The 19,149-nt window shown below is 72.2% G+C and carries 7 protein-coding genes; 1 reads left to right on the top strand and 6 read right to left on the bottom strand.

Features of this window, described 5'->3' with window-relative positions:
• Nucleotides 1-32: 32 nt before the first annotated feature.
• The 5 genes from ACFXI4_RS23770 to ACFXI4_RS23790 all read right to left on the bottom strand — a co-directional run bounded on the left by ACFXI4_RS23770 (nt 33) and on the right by ACFXI4_RS23790 (nt 16,457).
• Nucleotides 33-905, bottom strand: coding sequence for a TauD/TfdA dioxygenase family protein (locus ACFXI4_RS23770; protein ID WP_384994144.1), 873 nt, complete (start codon nt 903-905; stop codon nt 33-35).
• A gap of 25 nt (nt 906-930) precedes the next feature.
• Entirely contained in the window at nt 931-10,263 is a 9,333-nt protein-coding gene (locus ACFXI4_RS23775; protein ID WP_384994146.1) for an amino acid adenylation domain-containing protein, read from the bottom strand.
• Nucleotides 10,260-14,261 carry an amino acid adenylation domain-containing protein gene (locus ACFXI4_RS23780; protein ID WP_384994149.1) on the bottom strand — a complete coding sequence of 1,334 codons (4,002 nt, stop codon included), beginning with the start codon at nt 14,259-14,261 and terminating at the stop codon, nt 10,260-10,262. Before ACFXI4_RS23780 ends, ACFXI4_RS23775 begins: the two co-directional genes overlap by 4 nt.
• Before the next feature lie 451 nt (nt 14,262-14,712).
• Nucleotides 14,713-15,102 carry a signal peptidase I gene (locus tag ACFXI4_RS23785; RefSeq protein WP_384994152.1) on the bottom strand — a complete coding sequence of 130 codons (390 nt, stop codon included), beginning with the start codon at nt 15,100-15,102 and terminating at the stop codon, nt 14,713-14,715.
• A 149-nt stretch (nt 15,103-15,251) separates the two neighbouring features.
• On the bottom strand, nt 15,252-16,457 hold the full coding sequence (locus ACFXI4_RS23790) for a glycosyltransferase (protein WP_384994154.1): 1,206 nt from the start codon (nt 16,455-16,457) through the stop codon (nt 15,252-15,254).
• Nucleotides 16,458-16,713: 256 nt separating this feature from the next.
• Between ACFXI4_RS23790 and ACFXI4_RS23795 the strand changes: the two genes are divergently transcribed.
• Entirely contained in the window at nt 16,714-17,418 is a 705-nt protein-coding gene (locus ACFXI4_RS23795; RefSeq protein WP_384994156.1) for a hypothetical protein, read from the top strand.
• Between the two features lie 51 nt (nt 17,419-17,469).
• On the opposite strand, the gene ACFXI4_RS23800 is transcribed toward ACFXI4_RS23795, so the two are convergent.
• A complete protein-coding gene (locus ACFXI4_RS23800) occupies nt 17,470-18,957 on the bottom strand; it encodes an FGGY-family carbohydrate kinase (RefSeq protein WP_384994392.1) in 1,488 nt (495 codons plus the stop codon).
• Nucleotides 18,958-19,149 lie beyond the last annotated feature (192 nt).

The raw sequence follows: 19,149 nt of genomic DNA on the forward strand, positions 1-19,149 counted from the left end.
TCCCGCGTACGACGCCGCACCTGTGCACGGCATCAGCCCTTGACGGGGCCGCCGTTGATGGCGACGCGCTGGCCGTAGCGGGCGTACGGGTAGTAGTCGTACGACGCGTGGTGCTGGACGCACCGGTTGTCCCAGAAGACGAGCGTGCCCGGCGTCCAGCGGACGCGGCAGTGCAGGACCGGCCTGCGGGCGGTGATGTCGAAGAGCATGTCGAGCAGGGCCCGGCTCTCGTCGGCGGAGAGCTGCGGGATGCGACTGGTGTAGGCCTTGTTGACATACAGCAGCTTGCGGTCGGTCTCGGGGTGCCGGGCGATGAGCGGGTGTTCGCTCTTGGGGACGACGTAGTCGGCGGGCGGTGTGTATCCCGCCAGGGCCTGCGCGCCGTCGTGTATCGCGGTCAGCGGGTCCAGCAGGGCGCGCATGGCCGGCGAGAGCATGTCGTAGGCGAGATGCATGTTGGCGAACAGGGTGTCGCCGCCGCATCCCGGCTCGGGGATCTCGGTGATGTAGAGCATCGACCCCAGGGACGGTTCGGCGTCGGCGGTGCCGTCCGCGTGCCAGCCGTTGCCCGCCACATCCGCCGCGGCCGACGTCGTGCGGATCTCCAGGATGTAGGGATCACCCTCCTCCGGCGGCGGGTTGACGGGGCGCAGTTCACCGAAGGCGGCGGCGAAGCGCTTGTGGTGCTCGGCGGTGATCGTCTGATCGCGGAAGACGAGGACGTGGTGGTCGCGGAAGGCGGCCCGGATCTCCTCCAGCTGCTGCGCCGGTATCTCCTGCGACAGGTCGACGCCCGAGACTTCCGCCCCCAGAACGGGGGTGATCCGTTCGACGGTCAGCGTGCGGTAGGGGTACGCGGGACGTGTGGTCACCGCTTCCAGTGCCTCGCGTTCGTATGACTCCATGTCAACCTCCTGAGGGGGATGCGGTTTACAGGTCGGCGATCCCGCGGCCAGCGGTGCCCGATGCCGCCAGCGTCGTCCTGATCGTCTCGGCGACCGTGTCCACGTGGGGTGCCGCGACGATGCCGTAGTGGTCCGTGGGCAGAGACCTGAGGACGGCGGACGGGGGCAGGCAGGTGGCCCACTGCCGGTCCGGCTCCCGAGGACCCACGGGGGTGGGCATGCCCGCCGTGGAGCGTTCGGCCAGCCACAGATACGTGGGGACGGAGACGAGCGGCCGTACGCGGTGCTCCCCGAGGCTGCGCAGGTTCGCGCGGCAGCACCGGGCCAGCCTCTCGGCGTACGCCTGTGCGTGCCCGGCCGGCAACGAGGAGGCCCCGGCGCCGAGTTCGGCGGCGAACACCTTTTCCAGATGTGCCTCGTCGTAGGCGGCGACCAGTGCCTGCGCCTGGGGCGGTGGCGGATCCAGGAGGTAGAGCGCCTCCAGCGGCCGGCCGGCCGACTCGGCGAGACCCGCCATCTCCATCGCCACACGGGCACCGTAGGACCATCCGGCGAGGTGCAGCCGGTGGTCCGGTCCGCCGAAGCGCTCTCGTAGTTCCGTGTCGTAGTGACGGGCCCGCTCGGCCAGTGACCATGCGGGCGTCCCGGCGTCGCGGAGGCCCGGGTCGGCGATGAGGCACACCGTGGGCGCCGGGCCGAGCGCCGCCACCAGCGCGCGGTAGGCCTGGATGTCTCCGCCCACCGGGTGCACCAGGCACAGGACGGCCGGACCGGTTCCCTCCTGCCAGATGTCCAGCACGACCCGGCAGGCGCCGTCGGCCGCCTCGGCGATGGGCTCGGCGGAGGTGAGGGCCGCCTCGATGTGTTTCAGGATCTCCGTGAGACTGACACGGTGACTGAAGGAGGCCAGATCGAACTCGACGCCGTAGTCGTCCTCGATCCGGGCGATCAGGCTGAGCAGGGTCAGCGAGTCCGCGCCCAGGTCGTACAGCGAGTCCTCGGGGTCCAGCTCCGCCACGCCCAGCAGGTCCTGGACCACCCGGGCCATGGCGTCCGCCCGCGCTCCGGCACCCCCGGTGTCGCAGGAGGCCGCCTCTGTCTCCTCGCCGTCCGTGGCCGGCACCGCTCCGGAGCCCCGGGGCCGGTCCGCGATCCGGGCCGGCGCGTAGAAGGCCCGGGAGACCTCGATGCCGGTGGTGGACACGAGGAGTTGCGGCAGTTGCAGGGCGAGCGCATCGGCGAAGACCGCCTTGCCTTCCTCGACGGTCAGGCCGACCCCGAGGTGGGCCTGATGGCGGCTGTCCGGGTTCCGGACCCGGGTCGCCATCCCGGTCTCGCTCCAGATGTCCCAGTCGATACCGATCCGGACGGTTGTCTCCGTCCCGGTGGCCCGGTGGTGGGCGAAGCCGTCGAGGAGCCCCGCCCCGGCCGCGTAGTCGCTCTGGCCGACACCGCCGAGCAGGGCGGACATCGAGGAGCAGTAGACCGCGATCTCCGGGCGGAAGGCTCCGATCAGGTGCTCGACGACGAGTGCGCCCCTGTCGCGGACCGCGGCGGCCTCGCGCATCGCGGTGGCGTCGCGTCGTACGAGCAGCCCTCCGTGGCCGAGACCGGCCGCGTGGACGACGCCGTCCAGCCGTGCGGTGTGGCCGGCGACGGCCGCCGCGACCTCGTGCACGGGCATGGCCGCCAGATCCGCCGGGACGAGCCCGACGCGGTGCGCCCAGCCGTTCAGCTCCACGGGCAGCCGCGGGTTCCTCGACAGCAGAAGCACCCGGCCACGGGTGTGTTCGAGCAGCCAGGCGGCTACGGCCCGGCCGATGCCACCCGTGCCGCCGAGCACCAGGTGGACGGTGTCCGCTCCGGCCGGTACGAGGGAGCGCGTCCCCTCCGGTACCGCCACGGGGACGGTGCCCGGCCGCCACCAGTAACCCTGCCGCAGCGCGAGCTGGCGCGGCAGGGCCGGTCGGTCGGGACGCCCGGCCGCACGCGGTTCGGCGAGGACCGCGGCCACGTGACCGCCCCACCGGCCGAGGTCGCCGTCGGGCAGGTCGAGCCAGTGGCCCTCCAGGACCGATTCCTGGTGGGCGACCTCGACCGGCCCGGTGAGGAGCGCCAGTTCGGGTCTGTCCACCACACCCGCCACGGGCCGGGCGCCGTACGACAGCCACCACACCCGGGGTGAGGCGTTTCGCCCGGTCAGCGCCTGGGCCAGGGCAGCCGTGCCGTCCACGCAGGTGCGGCGGGCGTGTTCCAGGGTGACGGGACCGACCGGCCCCGTCACGTCGAGGGGCAGGGCGTGCACCCACTCGGTGTCGGCGGAGACCGGGACACCGTCCTCGGACAGCGCGTCGAGCAGCCGGCGCAGCGACGCCGGATCGGCGGGGTCCACGTCGTAGGCGTCCGGTCCGCTGCGCGCGAAGGAGCCGGCCGGGTGCACCCGGACGACGCGCGACGCCACCGCCCTGAAGGGCGCGAGCGCCGTCCGCGGAGTGTTCCCGGAGGCCACGACGACCACGGCGGACGCGCGGCCGCCCGGCACGGAGGTGTCCGCGACCGCGGCACGGCGCAGCCGGACCCAGTGCGGCTGGTGCAGCCAGTTCTCCCGGGGCAGCCGCCGGGGCGGGGCGGCCGGCGCCTCGCGCGGCTCCTCGGGCGGCCGGTCGAAGTCGTACTCCGCGAGGGAGAAGGACGGCGGCGGGAAGTCCCAGGGCGCCGGAGCGGAGCCTGCCCCCCAGTCGACGGGGCGTCCGGCGGCCCAGTCCGCGGCGAGGCCGTCGGCCGCGCGGCCGGCCGCGGAGACCGGTACGGCGTCCGGATCCGCGGTACCGAGCGGCACCGCCCCGGTGGCCACCGCGCGCAGCCAGCGCCCGGCCGCGGCGGCGTCCGTCACGGGTGCCGCCGCCCGCAGGCGGCGGGCGACCCGCCCGCCCTGAAGATGACGCAGCACGAACCCGTACCGTTGCGGGTGCAGTTGAAGGTAGTCCGCGATCCGGGTGGCGTCGGCGGCGAGGGCGTCCGCGCTGGAGGACGACAGGACGAGGCACCCGGGTACCTCGCGGTCCGCCACCGTTCCCGTCGCGGTGTCCTGTTCCACGATGACGTGGGCATTGGTGCCGCCGATCCCGAAGCTGCTGACCGCGGCCACCCGTTCGCGCCCCTCGGGCCAGGGCACGGCCTCGGCCGGGACGTGGAAGGGCGTCGGGTCGGGACCGATCTCCGGGTTGAAGGCACGGAAGTTGAGATTGGGCGGCAGGGTCCCGTGGTGCACGGCGAGGACCGCGCGTACCAGGCCGACCACACCGGCGGCCGCGCCCAGGTGGCCGAGCTGGCTCTTCACGGAGCTCAGGGCGCAGCGGCCGGACTCGCTCACGTCGAACGCCTGCCGCAGCGCCCCCACTTCGATCGGGTCACCCAGCCGGGTACCGGTGCCGTGGGCCTCCACATAGCCGAGGTCGGCGCCGGTGCGCCCGGCGCGGGACAGGGCGGTGCGGATCACCTCGCGCTGTCCTGCCAGGGACGGCGCGGTGTAACTCATCTTCGCCGCACCGTCGTTGTTGATCGCCGAGCCGGTGATGAGCGCGTAGACGGTGTCGCCGTCCCGTCGTGCCCGCCGCAGCGTCTTGAGGACCACGACGCCGACACCGCTCGCGCCGACCGTGCCGGTCGCGTCGTCGCTGAAGGGCCGGCAGTCGCCGTCCGCGGAGAAGATGTGCTGCGGACGGTAGCGGTACCCGCCGGTCAGCCCGGGGTCGACGAGCACTCCGCCGGCGAGCATCACGTCGGCCTCACCCTGCCGGAGCAGGCCGGCCGCGAGGTGCACGGCGACCAGGGAACTGGAGCAGGCCGTCTGGGCGCTGAAGGCGGGACCGGTCAGCCCGAGGTGGAAGGCGACCTTGGTGGCCAGGAAGTCCTTCTCGTGGTGCAGGGCGAGCTGGAAGCCGTCCGGCAGCCGGCCGGGGTCCGCCTCGCGCAGCAGGGACTGGAAGTAGGTGTTCTCTCCCGCGCCGGCCACCAGGCCCACCCGGGTGGCCGAGGTGTCCGCCACTCCGGCGTGCGCGAGGGCCTGCACGCCGGCCATCAGCAGGTGACGCTGTTGCGGGTCCATCAGCCGTGCCTCGTGCGGGCTGATGCCGAAGTGACCCGGGTCGAAGTCGAGCATGCCGTCGAGCGTGCTGTGCGCGCCGACGACTCCTTCCGGCGCGTCGATGCGGCGGATCCCGGTGCCGCCGGAGACCACCAGCTCCCAGAAGGCGGCCAGGTCCGGGGCACCGGGCACTCGTACCGCCATGCCGACGACCGCGATCGGCTCGCCGGGTCCGGTGGTCCGCCCCGGGGGCCCGTCGTCCATCGCGGCCGGCCGGGTGGGCGGCCGCCGGGTGGTGAGATGGCGGGCCAGCGAGCGGACGGTGACGTGCTCGAACAGGTCAGCGACGCTGAAGCGCAGGCCGAGTTCGGTGGTGCAGCGCAGATGGAAGCGCATCAGCGTCAGACTGGAGGCGCCCGCCTCGAAGAAGGTCTGATCGGGTGCGATCGCCGATCCGGTGACCTCCTCGAAGGCGGCGCTGATGCGCTCCTCCTCGGCCGACAGGCCCGTGCGGGCGGTCCCGGAACGACGGATCTCTTCCCCCGGTGCCCGGAGGACCGCCCGCCGGTCCAGTTTGCCGCTGGGGGTGCGGGGCAGCCTCTCCAGCCTGCGGAAGCGGTCCACACGTACGTAGGAGGGCAGCAGGGCGGACAGATGCGCGGTGAGGTCGTCGGCGGACGGCACCTCGCCACGGACCTCCAGGCCCGCCGTCAGCCGGCCGCCGTCGCCTGTGACGACGGCGTTGGCCACCGCGGGATGGCGCAGCAGGGCGGCCTCGACGGAGCCGAGTTCCAGCCGGTGCCCGCTCAGCTTGATCTGCTGGTCGTCACGGCCCGCGTAGTGCAGCAGGCCCGCACGGTCGAAGTACGCCCGGTCGCCGGTGCGGTAGAACAGTCCCGCACCGGGGAGTTCGACGAACCGGGTCTCGTCGAGCGCGGGTGCGTCGAGGTAGCAGCGGGTGGTCATGGTCCCGCCGATCAGCAGCTCGCCGGTGCGGCCGGGCGGGACCGGGTCGCCCTGGGCGTCCACCACCCGCAGATCGGCGCCGGCCACCGGGCGTCCGACGGCGGGCCGCTCGGGCCAGCGCCCGGGATCCCCCTCCAGGCACAGGGCACTGACCACATGTGTCTCGGTCGGCCCGTAGTGGTTGAACAGGCGCGCGCCGGGGAGCCCGGCGAACCACCGCCGGATGCTGTCCGTGCACACCAACTGCTCGCCGGCGGTGACCACCTCGCGCAGGCGGGCAGGATACCTGTTCAGCCGGACGGCGTACTCGGCGAGCAGGTGCAGGGCCACGTACGGCATGAAGATCCGCTCGGCGCCCGCGGAGTCCAGCCGGTCGAGGAGCGCGGGTACGTCCTGCCGCCACTCCGGGCGGACGAGGTGGAGGACGCCACCTGTGCACAGCGTCCCGAAGATCTCCTGGAAGGACACGTCGAACGCCAGCATCGAGAACTGCTGGGTGGCCGCGGGGGCGGTCAGGCCGCCAGGACCGGACTGCCACCTGATCAGGTCGCACAGCGTGCGGTCGTAGATCTGCACGCCCTTGGGGACGCCGGTGGAGCCGGAGGTGAACAGCGTGTACAGCGGGCGGGTGCCGCCGTGCGCCGGTGCGTCGGCCGGGCGTTGGCCGTCCCGGTGCCGGTCGTGCTCCGCGCCCGTGCCGTCGCCGCCGTGCCGCGCCGGATCCGCCGCCGTGACGACATGGCGCACCACGCCGTCCGGGAGCAGCGTGTCCAGCGTGGCCGAGCCGTCCTGCGCGGTCAGGACGCACAGCGGGTCGACCTGTTCCAGGACCGGGCGCAGTACGTCGGCCGGGTAGGAGGGGTCGAGGGGGACGGCGGTGACGTTCAGCCTTGCCAGGGCCAGCAGGGCCACCACGTGTTCGGCGGAGGGATCCAGGTACAGGGCCGCCCGGCAGGGGCCGCCGTCGGCCGGGATCGGGTAGCGGCGGGCCAGTTCCGTGGCGAGGTCCGCGGCACGGGCGTCGAGGGCCGCGTAGCTCAGGGTGGCGCCGTCGGCCGTGACGACGGCGGGGGCGTCCGGAGTGCGGGCCACCTGCCGGCCGAAGCCCTCGGCGATCGTGGTGAAGCCGGGTTCCGGGGCGGGTCCGCGCCCGTGCACCGGAAGGGACCGCCGGTAGGGCGCGACGAGTTCACGCGCGGTGCCGCGGCCACCGGCCGCGAGCGCGTCCACGCCCCGCCGGAACAGGTCCGCCATCGCCTCGACGTCCTCGGCGGTGAACCGGTCCTCGGCGTACTCCCACAGCACGTCGAGCCCGTCCGCGTGCTCGACCACGGAGACCGTCATCGGGCATTTGGCCTCCGGTGCCGCCCACCACAGGGGGGTCGGGACGCAGCCGGGCAGTCGCAACGCCCCGAAGTCGGTGTTCTCCAGGACGAACAGGAAGTCGAACGGTGTGCTGTCCCCGACGGCCTCCCAGCCGGTCAGCACGTCCGCCAGTGCCACGTCCTGGCGTTCCAGTACCTGCCCGGTGTCGGTCCCGGTGCGGGCGAGGTGCGAGCGCAGGTCCGCGCCGGGTGCGACGGTCAGCGGCAGCAGTACGGTGTTCGCCATCATGCCCGCGCTGTTCTCCCACTCGCGCACCGGGCGGCCCGCGACCGGGGCGGCGACGCGTGGGCGCACCAGGCCGGTCACGCCGTACAGGCACCAGGAGAACACGCTCAGCAGGATCTGGAACCGGGTCAGTCCGAACTCGGCGCACAACTGGTCCACGTGCGACCGCCGGACGACGTCCAGCGAGGTGTGCAGCAGGCGGGCCCGAGGAGCCGGATCCGCGTCCGGGGCGGGCAACGGCTCCTGGGGATCCGCCAGTCCCCGGTAGAACGCAAGGAGTTCGTCGCGCTGTGTCTGGTAGACCGGGCTCGCGAACCAATCGTTCTGCCAGACGGCGAAGTCCAGCGGGGTCGGTGCCGGGGTGCCGGGCCGCGCGGTTCCGGCGTAGGCGGCCGACAGGTCGTGCAGCAGGATGCCCAACGACCAGCCGTCCACGGCGATGTGGTGAAGGTGCAGCAGCAGGGTGCCGCCGCCGTCTCGCGGCAGCCAGCAGGCGCGGAGCATGCGGGGGACGGCGAGGTCGAAGGGCTCGGCGAAGAAGGTGTCGGCGAAGATGTGCGCCTCTTCCTCGTCCCAGGTCCGCCGGGGCCCCGGCTCGTGCCAGGGGTCGTACGGCTCGCCGACGGTCTGCTCCAGGCCGTCCGGGCCGAGGCCGAAGCCCGTCCGCAGCGCCTCGTGGCGTGCCACCAGGCCGCGCAGCGCCCGCCGCAGGGCAGTGGTGTCGACGGGGCCGTCCACGCGGAAGGCCTGGTTGACGGAGTAGGCCCGGGAGCCCGGGGCGCGGCGCTGGAGCAGCCACAGCCGCTGCTGCTCGCTGCCGGCGGGCGCCGAGCGGGCACCGGAGACCACCGGTGCCGGCAAGGTGTTCTGCTCGCCGGGACGGCCCGTGGCGAGGGAGCGGGCGACGTCGGCCAGGGAGCCGTGGAGGACCGCCGCCTGCGTCAGCTCGCGGCCCCATCGCTGTCGCACCGCGAAGCAGAACCGGAGCGCCTTCAACGAGTCGCCGCCACTGGCGATCCACCGGTCGCCCAGCCCGAGACCTGTGGTGCCGAGTATCTCCTCGGCCAGTTCGACGACCTGACGCTCCGTCTTTGTGACGGCCGGACCGTCGGGGCCGCAGGCGACGGGCCGCCAGGGACGGTCGGTCTGCCGCAGCAGGGCGGCCCGGTCGACCTTGCCGTTGGCGTTGAGCGGCAGCTCGGCCACGAGATGAATCTGATGGGGGCGCATGTAGGCGGGCAGCTGGGCCGCCAGGTGGCTGTCGAACTCCTCGTAGGACACGTCCCGTCTGAGGACGACGAACGCCAGCAGCTCGTTGGGCCCCGCCAGGCCCGCGCGGCGCGTGCACACATAGGCACGCTGGACCGCCGGGTGGGTGAGAACGCGCCGTTCCACCTCGCCGGGTTCGATCCTGAAGCCACGGACCTTGACCTGGCGGTCGGTTCGCCCGACGTACTCGATCAGGCCCTCGTCGTCGGTCCGCACGAGGTCGCCGGTGCGGTAGTACCGCTCCTCGCCACCGTCGAGCCACGGCAGCCGCACGAAACGCCGTTCGGTCTCCTCGGGAAGGCTGCGGTATCCGACGGCGAGTCCGGCCCCGCTCAACAGGAGTTCGCCGACCTCACCGGATGCGGCGATCCGCTCCTGACCCGGTACGACCACGACCGCACCGGTCTGCGGAAGGGGCCGGCCGATCGGCACCACGTCACCGTCGAAGTCCCGCGGGATCGGGTGGCACAGGGCGAAGGTGGTCGACTCCGTCGGCCCGTATATGTTGAACAGGCGGGTGCCGCTGCCGGCGTTGTCCCGGTACCAGCGGCGCATCACCCGCGGGTCGAGCTGCTCGCCGCCCACGAGGACCTCGCCTGCCGCGGCGAAGCAGTCCGGCACCGCCGTGACCATCGCGTTGAACAGCGCCGTGGTGATGAAGACGGTGTCCACCCGCTCGCGCCGCAGCGCCGCGGCGAGCCGCTCGGGAGTCTGCACGTCACCCTCGCGCAGGACCACGCAGCAGCCACCGGTCAGCAGGGGCGCCCAGACTTCGAAACTCAGCGCGTCGAACGCCGGATTGGCCAGGCAGGCGTAGCGCAGACCGGGCTCGATGCGGATGTACCCGGGATGTGCCAGCCGCCGCACCCCGGCGTCCCGGACCTCGACTCCCTTGGGCTGCCCCGTCGTTCCGGAGGTGTAGAAGAGGAAGGACACCTCGCCTGGGCCGGACGGGTCCTGCACGGCGGCACCGGGGTCCGGAGGCCCGGGCAGCAGGTCGTGCGCGGCGAGTGCCGGCACGTCCTGCGGAAGGTCAACGGCGGCCCCGGCCGTCTCGTGGACCAGGGCGACCGCGGCGGAGTCGCGGAGGATGAAGTGACGGCGTTCGGCGGGGCTCTGTGTGTCGAGAGGCACGACCTGTGCCCCCAGCCGCAGAATGCCCAGCATCACGCAGACCAGACGCCACGACCGCGGCAGCGCCACGGCCACGGCCTGCCCCGCGGTGACGCCCCGGCGCCGCAGCTCCTGGGCGACGAGGGCCGCGGCGGCGTTCAGCGTGGCGTAGTCGAGGCCGACGTCACCGTCGGCGACGGCCTCGGCATGCGGTGTCCTCAGGGCCCGGCGGTGAACCGACAGGGCTATTCCGGTCGGGGCGTCCGGGTCCTCGGCTCCGTCGGCGGGGGATGTCTCGACGCGCGGTTTCATCGTGCCTCCGACGTGCCTGAGGGGGTGGTGCGCCGCGTCTCGCCCGCGTCGTCCGCGGACGTCAGCCGGTGCAGTTCGGCGGTGAGGACGGCGGCGACGCGGGGGAGTTCGTCGCTCTCCAGCATGTCCCAGTGACCGCAGGCGACCGGCTCGACCGCGAACTCACCGCTGACGCGACGCCGCCAGAACGCGCGCAGACGGGCGGCGGCGTCCTCGGTGTCCGCGTCCTCGTCCGCCACGTCCGTGGCCTGCATCAGCACGACACGGGCGGGTGATTCGGGTACGGCGTAGTCGCGCCCGGTCGCACGGTGGTGGTTGTAGACGTTCAGGTACCGGGCCACCTGGTCGTCGTCGATACCCGGGTACATGCCGTTGAAGCGCACCAGTTTCTCCCGGAACTCCGCCATGCCGACCGGCGTGATCGCGGCGCGCTGCTCGTCGTCCTGGGCACCATGGGTGTCCAGAAGGACCACACTCACCTTCTCGTGACCGGCCGCCACCAGGCGACGGCCCATCTCGTACGCGATCAGACCGCCGTAGGAGAGCCCGCACAGCACCAGTGCCTCGTCGGCCCGTGCGTCGACGAGCCGCAGGTACTCCGCCGCCATCGCCTCGACGCCGGGCAGGGTGGACTCGCCGGGATTGATGCCGGGCGCCTGAAGCCCCACCACGCCGATGTCGTCGGCCAGTTCGGCGGAGAGCGGCAGGTAGCAGAACGCGGTGCCGCCGGCGGGGTGCACACACACCACGCGCTGTCGGCCGCCGCCCGCACGGAACTCGACCAGACTGCTGGATCCCGCGGACCCCGCCTCGCCGCCGCTGCCGCTGCCGCGCACCCGTTCGGCGAGCGCCTCGATGGTGGGGTGCAGCATGACGTCCCGGACGGGCAGGGCGACGCCGAGTTCGTCCTGGACGGCGGACGCCATCTTGATGGCCGAGATCGAAGTGCCGCCCAGCTCGAAGAAGTTGTCACCTATCCCGATGTCGGGATGGAGCAGCACCCGGCGCCAGACCCGGTACAGCGCCATCTCCACATGGTCGCGGGGCGCGGCAGCGTTGACCCGCCCCGCACGGGTTTTGGCGGCGGCGCGCAGCACCTCGGCCCGGTCCACCTTGCCGCTGCGGTTCAGCGGCAGTCGCGGGAACTCGGCCACCACGGCGGGGATCATGTAGTCCGGCAGCCGGTCCCTGAGGGCCGCACGCCACTCGTACGGCATCCGCGTGGCCTCGGCGTCACAGCCCACCCCCGCGACCAGATGGGGGCCGCCGGGTGTGTCGCGATCGGCCAGGACGACGGCCTCCCGCACCCCGGGGACCGCCAGCAGCGCCGCCTCGACCTCGCCCGGTTCGATACGGAAGCCGCGCAGCTTGAGCTGGTCGTCGCGGCGGCCGACGTACTCGGCGTTGCCGTCCGGCAGCCAGCGCGCCAAGTCGCCGGTCCGGTAGAGCCGTTCACCGGGGACGAACGGGTCGGGGACGAAGAGTTCTTCGGTCAGGCCGGGGCGGTTCAGATATCCACGGGCCAGACTCGCGCCGCCGAGGTAGACCTCTCCGGGCACTCCGACGGGCACCGGGCGCATGCGGCCGTCGAGCAGGTACAGCCGAGTGCCCCGCAGCGGCCGCCCGATGGGGCACGGCCTCTCCAACGGCTGTGGATCGGTGTAGGCGGTGGAGTAGAGCGTGGCCTCGGTCGGTCCGTAGCCGAAGCAGACGCGCAGGCCGGGCAGCAGCTCACGCATGCGGTGCAGGGTGCTCTCGGGCAGGGACTCCACCCCGGTGAGGAGCTGGCGCAGGCTCGATCCGGCCAGGCGCGCCGCCGGGTCCTCGCCGATCCACAGGACGTAGGACGGGGGCAGGAACGCCTGGGTGACCTTGCGTTCGCGCATCCAGTCCAGCAACGCCCGCGGGTCACCGCGGAGTTCGTCGGGAACCAGGTGGAGCACGGCGCCGGTGGTCAACGGGACGAGGAGTTCGTGCACCGACGCGTCGAAGCCGATGTTCGACCAGGCCGAGGCCGCCTCGCCGGGTGCGTCCCCCATGAGGTCGCGCCAGTGGTCGAGGAGATTGACGACGCTGCCGTGCGTGACCGCCACGCCCTTGGGACGGCCGGTCGATCCCGAGGTGTAGATGACGTAGGCGAGCCGGGCCAGGTCCGCGCCGACGGCCGGCGGCTCGTCGTGCCCGCCCTCCGCCTCCACCTTCGCGAGGTGCTCCCACGGCTGTCCGCGGTCGTCCGCGGAGTCCCTCCGGTCGCTCAGCACGAGGACAGGCGCGGCGTCGGTCACCATGGTGGTGAGCCGCTCCGGGGGCTGGCCGGGGTCCAGGGGCAGGTAGGCCGCTCCGGACTTGAGGATCGCGAGGACACCGACGACGAGTTCGGCCGTGCGTCCGGCGTGCAGACCCACCACACGATCGGGACCGGCGCCCCGGGCGATCAGGGCGTGGGCGAGACGGCTGGACCGGCGGTCGAGCGTCGCGAAGTCCAGTTCCGTGCCGCCGGCGGCCACCGCGCACTGCCCGGGCCGTTCGCGGACCTGCGCGGCGAAGCGCTCCAGCACGCCCGCCGGCGCCGGGTCGGCCACGGCGGGGCCCGTGCCGAAGGCGGCGAGGAGATTCCGCTGCTCGTCCTCGTCGAGCAGTGTCAGGTCGGCGATATCGGCATCGGGCTGCTCGGTCATCAGACGCAGCACGCGGAGGAACTGACGTATGTACCGTTCGATCGTCCCCCGGTCGAAGAGCGCCACCGCGTAGTCGATCTCCCCGGTGAGGTGCCGGCCCTCGTCGGCCAGGGCCAGGACCATGTCGAACTTCGCGGGTACGTGAGCGGCGTCCTGCCGCAACTCGACTTCCAGGCCCGGAAGTTCGAGTTCCTTCCGCATGGAGGGGACCCAGGCGAACATGGTCTGGAACAGGGCTGTGCAGGCAGGGCTTCGCGGTGGGTTGACCAGTTCGACGACTCGCTCGAAGGGCAGGTCGACGTGTTTGAGGCCGTCCCGGATCCGCTGGTTCACCCGCTTCAGGGCGTCCCTGACGCTGGGCGAGCCGGAGAGATCCGCGCGCAGGGCGAGGGTGTTGACGAAGAAGCCGATCAGACCCTCGACGTCCCCGCGTCGGCGGTTGGACGTGGGCGCGCCGACCACGATGTCGTCCTGCCCGGAGAGCAGGGACAGCAGCACGGACCAGCCGGTGAGGACGGTCGCGTAGAGGGAGACATCGTTGTCCGAGGCCAGCGCGCGCAGGTCCCGTGTCAGGTCCTCGTCGACGAACACGGGCAACCGGTCGCCGCGGAAGTCCTGTTCGGGCGGCCGGGGCCGATCGGTCGGCAGGGAGATCACGGCCGGGGTGTCCGCCAGCGCGGTGGTCCAGTAGCCGGCGTGCGGGGCGGGCTCGTCTCCGGCCATCCACTCCCACTGCCAGCGCGTGTAATCGCTGTACTGCCAGGTCAGTTCGGGCAGGGAGACGTCCTGCCCCCGCTGAAGCGCGGAGTACACCTGGCCCAGCTCTCTCAGCAGCAGGGAGCGGGACCAGCCGTCGAAGACGATGTGATGGACCATCAGCACAAGTACGTGATGGTGTGGTCGGAGCGCTATCAGGCAGCCGCGTGCCATCGGCTCCTCGCCCAGACGGAACGGGGCGCCCTCCACCCGGGACCGTATGCGTGTGAACCGTTCGGCCCGGTCCGGCAGCCCCGTCAGATCCTCGAACGTCACCGGGAACCCCGTGTCCGGCGGATCGACGACCTGAAGGGCCGAACCTTCACAGGGGACCAGCCGGGTGCGCAGGGCCTCGTGCCGGGCCGCGAGCAGATGCAGCGCCTCGATGAGCGCGTCCCGGTCCAGCGGCCCCCGGATGTCGAAGGGCATCGGCTCGTTGTAGGCGGCGCTGGCGTCTCCGTCCATGCGCGCCATGACCCACAGACGCTCCTGCGCCAGTGACAAAGGCGCGGATTCCGTCTCCTGGTCGTAATGATTACTGACTGCGATTCGGGGTAAAGACACGGATTACCCTTCACGAGAACAGAATGCGGCGGAAATCAGGGCCGGCGTTCCCGGAGTGTCGGACCGACGTCCGGAACGCGCGCGTTGCAATCAATGTGCGACCAGAAAACAATGCCCACGAGGCCGGGGCCCCGGCGGGACCCTTGTGGGGACATTCTGCTGTCCGTGCAGTTCAAGGCCTCCATCCCGCTGCCACACGAACGGCGTGGAGGGCAGGTCGTCCCGGATTTCGAACCGGGCTTTCACGGATCCGGGCGGGTGGCGATTGCGGACGTTTCTGTTTATTCGACCACCTGTGCGGTGTCTCATTTCCGTCGATGCTAAATGTGCTCCGATTAAGTGGTCAACCGTGACCAACGCCACACACGTTGGGCGTCGGATTGCCGTTTACGTTCGGCATGCGACATTAAGGGTTTTGCCCGAAGATAGCGGACCACACGAGGCCAATGGTTCACTTCGGTCGCGGCGCGACGTGTTCGTCGGGGACGGCGTATCCGGATACGGAAGGCCATCGCAGGGTCATGACCACGGAGTCTTCCTCGGCGCGCCAGGAGTGATCCACCCCCTGACCCCAGACGACGTAGTCGCCCTGCCGCTCCAACAGCACACTGCGGCCGGGGAACTCCATACGGAAGCGTCCGGTGATGAGCACCAGCAGCGCCGTCCGCACCTCGCCCTTCACCCATTGCGCCCGCTGCTCACCGCGTGGATGGACGCCCCACTTCACCTCGACGGCGTCGCTGTGGCGGGGATCGCCCTCCTCCTTGAAGTGCCCGAGCAGCCAACCCCGGTCCGCTGCCGCGTCCTTGCCCGCATTGCCTGTGTACACGCCGTCGTCCATGAACCCGAACGCTAGCAACGGGAGTGCCGGGCCGGCCCCGGCACGATCGACCACGTGATCACGGCCCGCACAGGCCGAGGCCCCGGACGGCTCACCCCGCCCGGGGCCCCTTCGCCCGGATCGGTCCGGGAGTTACGGGACGGCGTCGTTCACCGCGACTCCTCGACCAGCCGGCGCGCGGCCACCTCCGCTCCGTCGGTGCGGAGCCGGCCGCCCAATGACGTCGCACGTGCGCGGGTCTCGGGGGACAGGGCGGTCTTGAGCGCGATGCCCAGGGATTCGACGGTCGTGGTGGGGGCGTCGAGAGCCGCACCGAGGTCCAGGGCCGCCACCCGGTGGGCCCAGTACGGGTTGTCCGACAGCTGGAGAGGTATCACCACCTGCGGCACGCCTGCCCGGGCCGCCGTCAGCGTGGTGCCCGCGCCGCCGTGGTGGACCACGGCGGCCACCTTGCGGAACAGGTTCTGATGGCTGACCTCGCCGATGGCGAAGCAGTCGTCCCCGTCGTCGAGGAGGTCCAGGTCCGCCCAGCCACGGGACACCAGGACGCGGTGCCCCTGGGCGCGGATCGCCTCGACGGCCATGCCGCCCACGCCCTCGGCCGGGGCCATGCTGCCGAAGCCCACGTAGACCGGCGGGCTGCCCGCGTCCAGGAACCCGGCCAGGTCCGCCGGGAGGGGACGCTCGTCCGCGAGCGTCCACGCGCCCGTCTGTACGACGTCAAGGCCGGGGGCCGTCCGCCACGGCCCCAGGACCGGGTCCGCCGCCAGCCACGGACGGCCGGTGATGATGTGATCGCGCACGTTGTCCACCAGCGGCAGACCGAGGGCCGCCCGGTGGCTGTTGAGCGCCTCGCCGAACTGCGCGTCGACGTTGCGGGCGTCCAGCTCCCAGAGCCTGGTGTTGTCGGCGGCCTCCGGTTCCGGCCACCCCGGCCGCGGCGGGGGCGCGTGGTGCGGAGAGGGCAGATGGACCGCCGCGTAGCTCACGTACACGTAGCGGACACCCGTAGCCTCGGCCACGGACCGTGCGGCGACCTGCCCCAGACCGGCCGCCAGCACCACGTCACATCCGTCGAACGCCGCGGGGAACGTGTCGAACTGCGCCTCGACCAGCTCGTCCCGGTAGCGGGCCAGGTCCGTCGCCGAGGGCAGGGTCTGCCCGCGCATCAACTCCCTGACCGGGAGCCCGACCGGCACCAGCCGCACACCGACACCCGCGAGCCGCCTGGCGAACTCCTCGTCCGGCGGCGCGCACATCCTCACCTCCGCGCCGAGCTCCCGCAGCCGCACCGCGAGCGCCACCAGCGGCTCGACGTCGCCACGTGTCCCGTATGTAGACAACAGCACCCGCATTCAGTGTCCTCTTCCGTCGGGTCTTGCCGGTCGGCCGGGGCCGGCGATGCTCGCCTCGCCCCCCTCCGCGCACGGCCGCGCCGGTCAACTCGGTTGTTTCGCAACGGACTTGATTATCCGGGAATCGCGGGAGCGCTCATCGAGGTGGCTGTGGTGCGCGTGGTGCCGGAGGTTCGGCGGCGGCCGGCTCTGGGCAGTCTGTGCTCGGCGAGGTGTGCAAGATCCCCCATCGTCCACACAACCGGAGTGCTACGCGATGCAGAGTCCGTCCACACCCGTACCTGATGTCTCGGTCATCCTGCCCTGTGCCGGCCACGGAACACGTTTCGGGGCGCCCTACCCGAAGGAGTTGCACTGTCTGGCTCCCGGGGTCACCGTCCTGGACCGCAGCCTGGAAGCCGTCGTCGAACTCGCCAAGAGCGGACTCCACGTGCGCCTGGTCGTCGTGTTCGCACCCCACAAGCTGGACACGGTGAGTCATCTCGCCCGCTACGCCGACATGTTCCAGATGGTCTTCGTCTACCAGGACGAGTCCTGCGGACCCGGTCTCGACGGGGCGATCCGGTCCGCCCTGCCGATGACACGGGGACCGGTGGCCCTCGTGCTGCCCGACATCGTTGTCTCGGGCGCGGACGCGCAGGGCACGCTCCTCGACGCGCTGCGGCAGGTGGAGGTGGCGGGCTGGAGCGTGGTGGCCGCGGCGGAGCGGGATCACGACACGCTGCGGCAGATGGGCGCGTTGGCGGTGGCCGAGGCGGGAGGCGTCCTGACCGTGGGCGCGGCCACCGACAAGCCGGCGGATCCCTCCGGCTTCAACGCGTTCTGGGGCATGGTGGCCGTCACCGAGAGCGAGGCGCACCGGCTGCCCGACGTCGTGGGTACGGGAACGGCCAGCCCGTTGGCCGGCGCGGTGGCGCTCATGGTGGAGGGAATCGTCAACTACAACACCCCCGCGGCCTGAACTCGCGGGTGCCGTGGGGAATCGGGACGCCGGCGGGCTCTGGTGCACCGCCTACGGAAGGGCGTGTTGCGCGGGGCCGGTGTCCTGGTCGCGGGCCAGGGCGTGGGTGACCGCGGTGGTGTTCTCGTACAGGACCCGGTACTGGGTGAACCGGCGGTCGTAGACAGGTGCGGTGGCACGGTCGGGCCGGACCACCGACTCCGCCGGGTTCCAGGCCGTGATGTCCGGTCGGCCGATCAGGCCGGCGGCGAGGAAGGCGGCACCGTAACTGGCACCGATGGTCGTGCGGGCGAGGATCTGTTCGAGGCCGGTGACATCGCTGACGATCCGGGGCCACAGTCCGCCCCGGGTACCGCCGCCGACCGCGACGATCCGCCGGATGTCGGCACCGGCCGCGAGCATGGTCTCCACGTTGTGCCGTACCCCGTAGGCGGTGGCCTCCAGCGCCGCCCGCATCAGGTCGCCGCGGGTGTGACGCAGTGTCAGGCCCGCGATCACGCCCCGGGCGTCGGGGTCCATGACGGGTGTGCGTTCCCCGGCGAAGTACGGCAGCATCACCAGGCCGTTCGCGCCCGGAGGCGAGGCGGCCGCCTCGCCGAAGAGCACGCCGGGGCCGACGCCGCCGAAGAGGTGCCCCAGCCAGTCGGTGACGGCTCCGGAGGTGGCCATGCCGCCGGCCAGGCAGCGGGTGCCGGGCAGGGCGCCGACCGTGGACCACATCGACGGGCTGGTCAGGAGCCGGTCGACGGTGTTCACGAGGAACATCGTGGTGCCGTACATCAGCATCAGGTCGCCGACGCCGTGGCCGCCGACGCTGACCGCCTCGCTCCAGGCGTCGATCGTCCCCACGATGACCGGTGTGCCGGCCGGGATGCCCGCGACGGGCCTGTTCACCCGGCCCGCCTCCTCGCCCGGCCAGCGCAGCGGGGGGAGTTCGATGCCGGGCGCGATGTACTCGGCCCACTCGGGGATCCAGCGCTGTTCCTGGATGTCGAACAGCGGGGTGCACTGGCTGGCGGAGTGCAGGTCCAGCACATAGGCGCCGGTCAGCCGCTGGACCAGCCACGACGCGGGCATCAGGAGGCGGCGGGCGCGTGCCCACGCCTCCGGTTCCCGCTCGCGGATCCAGGCGAGCTTCGGCCCGACGGCCTGGGACGACAGCGCCGACCCGCACCTGCGGAAGACCGTGTCCGCGCCCAACTCCCCGTTCAGCCGCGTGATCTGCTCCTCGGCGCGGGTGTCCACGCCGTACAGCACCGCAGGGCGCACCGGCTCTCCCGCGCCGTCGACCAGCAGGGTGCACGGGCCCATGCCGCTGACTCCGACGGCCCGGACGGTGATGTCGTCACGGCCGAGCAGTTCGGCCGCGAGCGAGACGAATTCGTCCCACCACACGTGTGCGTCCATCTCGACGTGCCCCGGCCGGGGACGGTCGACCACATGGCCGCGTACCGCCTCGCCCAGGATGCGGCCGGCGGTGTCGACGACCACGCCCTTGGTGCTCGAGGTGCCAACGTCAACTCCGAAGACGACATCGATCACGTACTGCCTCCCTTGGCGCCGGATGCGCCACCGTAGCCTGTCGCTCCGCCGGGACGCCGTCCGCGACCCGCGACCCGCACGCCGGGCCGCGGTTCGTGTCGGCCCCCGGGAGCAGGCTTGCGGCACTCGTTGACATGCCCCTGCCTTGTGGCTAGCTTCACGAGGAGTTCCCGCTCTGCTCCTTGGGCG

The sequence above is a fragment of the Streptomyces sp. NPDC059224 genome, from assembly GCF_042754285.1.
Taxonomy (GTDB): domain Bacteria; phylum Actinomycetota; class Actinomycetes; order Streptomycetales; family Streptomycetaceae; genus Streptomyces.

Excerpts from the sequence above, each read along its gene's own strand:
- ACFXI4_RS23770 (WP_384994144.1), bottom strand. The coding sequence starts at position 905 with ATGGAGTCATACGAACGCGAGGCACTGGAAGCGGTGACCACACGTCCC.
- ACFXI4_RS23790 (WP_384994154.1), bottom strand. The coding sequence starts at position 16,457 with ATGCGGGTGCTGTTGTCTACATACGGGACACGTGGCGACGTCGAGCCG.
- ACFXI4_RS23795 (WP_384994156.1), top strand. The coding sequence starts at position 16,714 with ATGCAGAGTCCGTCCACACCCGTACCTGATGTCTCGGTCATCCTGCCC.
- ACFXI4_RS23775 (WP_384994146.1), bottom strand. The coding sequence starts at position 10,263 with ATGAAACCGCGCGTCGAGACATCCCCCGCCGACGGAGCCGAGGACCCG.
- ACFXI4_RS23785 (WP_384994152.1), bottom strand. The coding sequence starts at position 15,102 with ATGGACGACGGCGTGTACACAGGCAATGCGGGCAAGGACGCGGCAGCG.